A 6,591-nucleotide genomic window follows, 5' to 3' on the forward strand; every position below is an offset into this window, starting at 1 on the left:
TTTTTCCGTGTCACCCGTAGGCGACTTAAATAATATATCATGCTGTCGATATTTCGTCAACACTTTTTTAAAAAGTTATTAACGGCTGTTCAACAGCAACGTTTAATATAATAACAACTTTAGCTTGCTTGGTCAATAGCTTTTCGCGAAAAATAAAACGCCGCTTCAAAAGCGGCGTTCTTTCTTTATATAATCCAAGTCTGAATAGCTACCAACGCAAACACACCAGGTATTCCTAATAGACCTGAGACTGCTGCGGTCGCAATATTGATTGGCACATAAATGCCGAAACTAGTTCCGAAAGCGTTAAGAAAAAATAAAAAGATGGCTCCAATTAAGATCTTCACTGCATTCTGGCCAATAAAACGGAGCGGTTTTGTCGGTGCACCTATAATGAGAAGCAAAAAGATCAATCCACCAAGGACCGATATGACAACTATAGGTTCCATACTCTTCCCCCTTACTTCAATGTCTTGTACATTTTTATGTACAAGTTATCAAAATAAGACCTTATCGTATGGAAAAAACATTACTTCGTCTTGATGGTGATTTTCCTGTGCTTAGCTTCTTTAAAAAGAAAGAAATACTTGGCCTCAGAAATTTTCGCTTCAGTGATAAACTCTTCTGATGGATCGAAGCTTCTTTCAACCAGTAGCTTTTGATTGTTCCAATTTCTCTTCATGCTGTCCAGCTGTTCCAATAGTTTATGGTCGAATTCTTTTCTAAGCCATTTCTTTTTACGAAATAACATGACTCTCCTCCAGTAGAGTTTCTTCTTATAAATGGAGTTAAACTTCCCGGCGCCCTTCTAGTGCTTTAGAAAGAGTGACTTCATCCGCATATTCAAGATCCCCGCCGACCGGCAGTCCGTGCGCGATCCTTGTAATCTTGATCCCTGATGGCTTCAGCAGTCTTGAGATATACATGGCTGTTGCTTCCCCTTCGATATTCGGGTTTGTTGCTAGTATGACTTCCTGGACAGTTTCATCCTGAAGTCTCTTTAATAGGTCAGGAATATTGATATCTTCTGGTCCTATTCCATCCATAGGAGAAATTGCACCATGAAGCACATGATAAAGACCATTGAATTCCTTCATTTTTTCCATCGCAATTACGTCCTTAGGATCCTGTACCACGCAGACCACACTGCGGTCGCGGCGCTGGTCTTCACAAATATAGCAAGGATCCTGGTCGGTTATATGACCACAGACAGAGCAATACGTAAGATTGCGCTTAGCGTTGACCAATGCCTTAGCGAAATCCAAAACAGTTTCTTCCTTCATGCTTAATACGAAAAAAGCCAGACGAGCGGCCGTTTTCGGGCCGATACCTGGCAATTTCATAAAGCTGTCGATCAGCTTTGATATTGGTTCAGGATAATGCATTCTGTTATATTCCTCCTAGAACATTCCCCCAGGAAGGTTCATGCCCTTTGTAAATTGGCCCATTGTCTTATTGGTTAATTCTTCTGCTTTTTTCAACGCATCATTCGTTGCAGCAAGGACTAGGTCTTGAAGCATTTCCACATCATCAGGATCAACAACTTCCTGCTTAATCTGTACATCTACAATCTCCTTATGGCCTGTAACGATGACCGTTACCATACCGCCACCTGCAGTACCTTCAATTTTCTCTTCTCCTAATTGTACTTGAGCTTCTTCCATCTTCTTTTGCATTTTCTGCATTTGCTTCATCATATTTTGCATATTACCATTTCCTCGCATCATGTAAACGTACCTCCAAATTTAATCTTGTATTTGTATTAATTCATCGCCAAATAATTTTTTAGCTTCAGCAATCAGCGGGTCTTCGGTTGCATTAGCTTGCCCTTCCGTTGCTCCATCGCCTCTCTGGCTGATAAAGTTTTCCCTTATTTTAAGCCACTGATCTTCCGGCACACCAATTACCTGCATCCTTTTACCGGTGTAATCATTCATCGCACCGCTGACAGTTTCAATGAACCTGGTGTTTTCCATTGCCATCTGACAGTGAATCTCATATTTGAATTTTATCACGACTGCCTCATCAGATGCAGCCACTGGTTCCGATTCGTTCAATAATGCAGCCTGTGAACGCATTTGGTTCGCGGCAAGCATTTCGAGCAGGTCTCCCCAACGTCCCTTAATCGTATGGAGATTTGTCTTGGTAGCACTTTTCAGGACCTCATTAATCTTTCCGGTCGGCGCCTGGAAGCCTTTTCGGTTTGGACGAGGCGCTTTTTTAGCAGCCGCAGCCGATTCACTTGCCGCCATCCCAGGATTCTGCTGGAACTGTACCAATTTTTCCTCGAGCTGCTCGATCCTTCTAAGCAATGGTTCAACCTGAACATTGCTGGACGGATTTTGATTTTCCAGCTGGCATAGCTTGACGATCGCTACCTCAAGGAAGATACGGGGATGGTTTGTCCAACGCATTTCTTGCTGTGCTTTATTCAAAACCTCTATCAATTCATAGATCTGAGCTGGCTCGACCTGATTGGCAAGCTCCTGGAAATCCTCGTCCAGCATTACTCGCTCCATAGATTCCTCGAGCGCTGGCGCTGCCTTGTACAGAAGCATATCGCGGTAGAAGAATATCAGGTCCTCTATGAACCTCGCTGGGTCCTTCCCTTGTAAAAGCAGTTCTTCCAAAGCTTCTAACCCAGCTGCCGCATTTCGTTCATGAATCGCTCCGGCTAGCTGATTCAGGAAATTCTGTGATACAGTACCTGTTACCGTGAGTGCATCTTCAATTGTTACTGTATCCTGACTGAATGATATAGCTTGATCAAGCAGACTTAAGGCATCACGCATTCCGCCTTCTGCAGCCCTGGAAATGATCTGCAGGGCTTTATCATCGCAATCCACTCCAGTTTCCTCAACAATTTGCTTCATCCTGCCGACGATTGCCTGAGCTGTTATCCTCTTAAAATCAAATCGCTGGCATCGTGAAATGATTGTGAGTGGAATCTTATGGGGCTCAGTCGTAGCGAGGATAAAGATGACATGCTTTGGAGGCTCTTCAAGGGTTTTCAGCAATGCGTTAAACGCTCCGATGGAAAGCATATGCACTTCGTCGATGATATACACTTTGTACTTCACGACGTTCGGCGCATACTTCACCTTATCTCGGATATCCCGGATTTCTTCGACACCGTTATTGGAAGCGGCGTCGATTTCAATCACATCAGGAATCGATCCATCCGTTATTCCACGACAGGCATCGCATTCATTGCAAGGCTCGGCCGTTGGAGCTTTTTCACAGTTAACCGCTTTTGCCAAAATTTTCGCAGCACTCGTTTTCCCAGTCCCCCTGGGGCCGGAAAAAAGATAGGCATGTGATATTTTTTGTTGAAGCAGAGCGTTTTGCAGTGTCGTTGTGACATGTTCCTGCCCGACCACATCAATGAACTGTTGTGGACGCCAGACACGATATAAAGCTTGGTAGGCCAATGACACCGCTCCCTTCCTTTTATTATCTTATCTATTATAACGCAAATAACTTTCAATTTCACTTTTACCAAAGGAAGTTTTTAAGCTTTTTAAAACGACAAAAAACTCATCTCCGTTAAAGAGATGAGTTGAATGTATCATATTTAACTGCCGTGCACCTTCCGTCGACTGAATACCATAAGCGTTACTTAAGCAGTTAGCTCGGCCCAGGCAACCCTGCGGCACATGGGAGCGTCCACTTAATGCTGCTTCCTTCCGGACCTGACATGGTTCATGGATTCCCATTGCGCAGGACCCGGGCGTCAACACCACTTGCTTAAGGCAGACCCTACAGTAAATCAGCCTCAGGAAGGGATTCATCCCCGCTAGAGCGGATTGCGGGTACAGGGCACCGCTACCTCCCCGACTAGCACGGCAAAATTGAAACCTTATTTAGGTGTGTCTCAAGGACACATACATAGTATACTAACTCACGAACTAAAAAGCAATGCTTATCCCCTGTCAATTCCTGTCTGTTGTTCCAGTTCCTCTTTTGCCTGTTTCTTTTTCAGCTTCTTTTTCTCCCGCAGATTCCTGAAAAAGTCGGATAGCAGTGCTCCGCATTCTGCTTCCAGCACGCCTTTCACCACTTCACTTTGATGGTTGAAGCGCTCATCCTGGAGGATATTCATGAAGGTCCCTGCACAGCCGCCCTTCGGATCCATTGCTCCGTATACCACTTTTTTCACACGTGACAGCATGATTGCCCCTGCGCACATCGGACATGGCTCCAGTGTTACATAGAGGATAGCATCCTCAAGCCGCCAAGTGCCGAGCTTATTGCATGCCTGGTCGATTGCCAGCACCTCTGCATGGGCAATGGAGCTTTGCTTCGTTTCGCGGAGATTATGGGCATGGGCAATGATCTCACCATCCAGCACAATGACAGCACCAATCGGCACCTCATCCATTTGTCCTGCCTTTTTCGCTTCTTCGATCGCCTCAAGCATAAATTGTTCATCCTGGGTAAGTTGAGCTTCCATCTTTCCCTCCGCTAAAAATAGTAATAGTTATTTCCAACTGGTTTAATAATCCCCTGCCGGTAAAAATATAAAGGATAAGGAGAGGATTATTCATGCCAAAGAGTGCTCTATTAATTATCGATATGATCAATGATTTCAATTTTGATGCCGGGGAAGACCTCGCAAAAAACACAAAAAAAATCATCGACCCAATTTTAACACTAAAGAAATCTTTCAATGAAAAGGGCATGCCCGTTATCTATATTAATGACCATTATAATCTATGGCAGGCAGATTTTGAAAAAATCATAGATTATTGCTCAAATGAAACGAGCGAAGAAATCATTAAAAAAATCGCTCCTGAAAAGAATAAGGACTATTTCCTGATCAAGCCAAAGCATTCCGCTTTTTATGGAACGGCGCTTCATACCCTGCTTCAGCAACTGAAGGTGGACACCTTGGTCCTGGCGGGGATTGCAGGCAATATTTGCGTGCTTTTCACCGCGAATGATGCATACATGCGCGAATACAACCTGATCATTCCGGAGGATTTCATTGCCTCCAACTATGGCGAGGATAATAAATACGCACTGACGATGATGAAAAACGTCCTGTCCGCTGAAACAAGGCCATCCAGGGAGCTTGATTATTAACATACTGTATTTTCTTCCTTCATACAATGGTTGTAGCGCTAAAATGCCAGGGAGGGAAGAAGATGCAAATTCATGTGGTACAGCAAGGACAGACTTTGACACAGATTGCTCAAGTTTACGGGTCATCTGTTACGGATATAACCGAGGCGAATGAACTGCCAAACCCTAATAATCTTGTGGTCGGCCAGGCGATGGTCATCCCGATTGTCGGAAGCTTTTATTTTGTTCAGCCAGGCGACAGCCTCTGGGCAATTTCAAGAAGGTTCGGAACCACTCCGCAGGAACTCGCAAGGATCAACAGTATTTCAGTCAACCAGCCACTGTCGGTCGGTTTCCACCTTTATATTCCGCAGCGGCCTAAAACAAATGCGGAATTCAATGCATATGTAGAACCACGAGGGAACACAGTTGCGCCTGCACTGGAAACAGCAGCACGGGAAGCTGCCCCTTATTTAACATACCTTGCGCCGTTCAGCTTCCAGGCCTTGCGAGACGGATCGCTGAAGGAACCACTGTTGAACAATTTTCCGGCCATTGCTGAGGCAAACAACAATATATTGATGATGGTCATCACCAACCAGGAAAACGACCAGTTCAATGATGAGCTGGGACGGATCATCCTGAATGATATCCCTATCCAGGACAGATTCCTAAACAATATCGTTACGACTGCTAAAAAATACGGATTCCGCGATATCCATTTTGATTTTGAATTCCTTCGTCCAGAAGACCGTGAAGCCTATAATACCTTCCTGAGAAAGGCACGGGACCGTTTTAAACAGGAAGGCTGGTTTATTTCCACCGCTCTCGCCCCAAAAACGAGTGCAGCTCAGACAGGGCCCTGGTATACGGCACATGACTATAAAGCACATGGGGAAATTGTCGATTTCGTCGTCATCATGACATATGAATGGGGCTATAGCGGCGGACCTGCACAGGCAGTATCGCCAATTGGCCCTGTTCGTGAGGTATTGGAGTATGCCATCAGCGAAATGCCATCACAAAAAGTCATGATGGGCCAGAACCTTTATGGATATGATTGGACTCTCCCATTTGTCCAGGGAACAATCGCGAAGGCGGTCAGTCCGCAGCAGGCCATCCAGATCGCTGCTGATAATAATGTTCCAATCCAGTACAACACCAGATCACAGGCACCGACCTTCCGGTATACAGCTGCAGATGGAAAGCAGCATGAAGTCTGGTTTGAGGACGCACGTTCCATCCAGGCAAAATTCGACTTAATCAAAGAATTAAACCTGAGAGGAATGAGCTACTGGAAGCTTGGACTTTCCTTCCCTCAAAACTGGCTGCTCATCCAGGAGAATTTTAACGTAGTTCGAAAAGCGTAAGCGCCTTGGTCAGCCCCGACAAGCGCTGCCCGCCTATAACGCCACATCCTGTGGCTGGCGGGTCTAGCACATCGTGTGCCACGGAGGGCCGACCGGTGAAGTCGTTCTTTGACTTCATTGGGCGGACCGAAATCGAAAAGTATAGCCGACTGTCCAG

At 45.2% G+C, this 6,591-nt stretch carries 8 protein-coding genes and 1 other RNA gene; 2 read left to right on the top strand and 7 right to left on the bottom strand.

Going from position 1 to position 6,591, the window contains the following annotated elements:
• Positions 1-185: 185 nt before the first annotated feature.
• The 7 genes from TY49_RS22315 to tadA all read right to left on the bottom strand — a co-directional run bounded on the left by TY49_RS22315 (position 186) and on the right by tadA (position 4,453).
• The gene (locus tag TY49_RS22315) at positions 186-449 is read right to left on the bottom strand and encodes a pro-sigmaK processing inhibitor BofA family protein (protein WP_041968094.1); all 264 of its coding nucleotides are present in this window, start codon (positions 447-449) and stop codon (positions 186-188) included.
• 80 nt (positions 450-529) lie between these two features.
• The gene (locus TY49_RS22320; protein ID WP_041968095.1) at positions 530-751 is read right to left on the bottom strand and encodes a YaaL family protein; all 222 of its coding nucleotides are present in this window, start codon (positions 749-751) and stop codon (positions 530-532) included.
• Between the two features lie 37 nt (positions 752-788).
• On the bottom strand, positions 789-1,385 hold the full coding sequence (recR, locus tag TY49_RS22325; protein WP_041968096.1) for a recombination mediator RecR: 597 nt from the start codon (positions 1,383-1,385) through the stop codon (positions 789-791).
• Positions 1,386-1,400: 15 nt separating this feature from the next.
• Positions 1,401-1,727 (bottom strand): YbaB/EbfC family nucleoid-associated protein, encoded by a 327-nt coding sequence (locus TY49_RS22330; protein WP_041968097.1) that lies wholly within the window; start codon positions 1,725-1,727, stop codon positions 1,401-1,403.
• 18 nt (positions 1,728-1,745) lie between these two features.
• Positions 1,746-3,431, bottom strand: coding sequence for a DNA polymerase III subunit gamma/tau (gene dnaX / locus TY49_RS22335; RefSeq protein ID WP_041968101.1), 1,686 nt, complete (start codon positions 3,429-3,431; stop codon positions 1,746-1,748).
• A 150-nt stretch (positions 3,432-3,581) separates the two neighbouring features.
• Positions 3,582-3,846, bottom strand: an RNA gene (gene ffs / locus TY49_RS24410) — signal recognition particle sRNA large type.
• Between the two features lie 76 nt (positions 3,847-3,922).
• Complete coding sequence (gene tadA / locus TY49_RS22340; RefSeq protein WP_041968098.1) at positions 3,923-4,453, bottom strand: tRNA adenosine(34) deaminase TadA; 531 nt, start codon at positions 4,451-4,453, stop codon at positions 3,923-3,925.
• 92 nt (positions 4,454-4,545) lie between these two features.
• Between tadA and TY49_RS22345 the strand changes: the two genes are divergently transcribed.
• Both TY49_RS22345 and TY49_RS22350 read left to right on the top strand, forming a co-directional pair.
• Positions 4,546-5,085 (top strand): cysteine hydrolase family protein, encoded by a 540-nt coding sequence (locus tag TY49_RS22345; protein WP_041968099.1) that lies wholly within the window; start codon positions 4,546-4,548, stop codon positions 5,083-5,085.
• Positions 5,086-5,147: 62 nt separating this feature from the next.
• Positions 5,148-6,434 (top strand): glycoside hydrolase family 18 protein, encoded by a 1,287-nt coding sequence (locus TY49_RS22350; RefSeq protein WP_041968100.1) that lies wholly within the window; start codon positions 5,148-5,150, stop codon positions 6,432-6,434.
• The last annotated feature ends 157 nt before the right edge of the window (positions 6,435-6,591 follow it).

The organism is Mesobacillus selenatarsenatis SF-1, assembly GCF_000813125.1.
Lineage (GTDB): Bacteria > Bacillota > Bacilli > Bacillales > Cytobacillaceae > Mesobacillus > Mesobacillus selenatarsenatis.

Excerpts from the sequence above, each read along its gene's own strand:
- TY49_RS22315 (WP_041968094.1), bottom strand. The coding sequence starts at position 449 with ATGGAACCTATAGTTGTCATATCGGTCCTTGGTGGATTGATCTTTTTG.
- TY49_RS22350 (WP_041968100.1), top strand. The coding sequence starts at position 5,148 with ATGCAAATTCATGTGGTACAGCAAGGACAGACTTTGACACAGATTGCT.
- TY49_RS22320 (WP_041968095.1), bottom strand. The coding sequence starts at position 751 with ATGTTATTTCGTAAAAAGAAATGGCTTAGAAAAGAATTCGACCATAAA.
- tadA (WP_041968098.1), bottom strand. The coding sequence starts at position 4,453 with ATGGAAGCTCAACTTACCCAGGATGAACAATTTATGCTTGAGGCGATC.
- TY49_RS22330 (WP_041968097.1), bottom strand. The coding sequence starts at position 1,727 with ATGATGCGAGGAAATGGTAATATGCAAAATATGATGAAGCAAATGCAG.
- recR (WP_041968096.1), bottom strand. The coding sequence starts at position 1,385 with ATGCATTATCCTGAACCAATATCAAAGCTGATCGACAGCTTTATGAAA.
- TY49_RS22345 (WP_041968099.1), top strand. The coding sequence starts at position 4,546 with ATGCCAAAGAGTGCTCTATTAATTATCGATATGATCAATGATTTCAAT.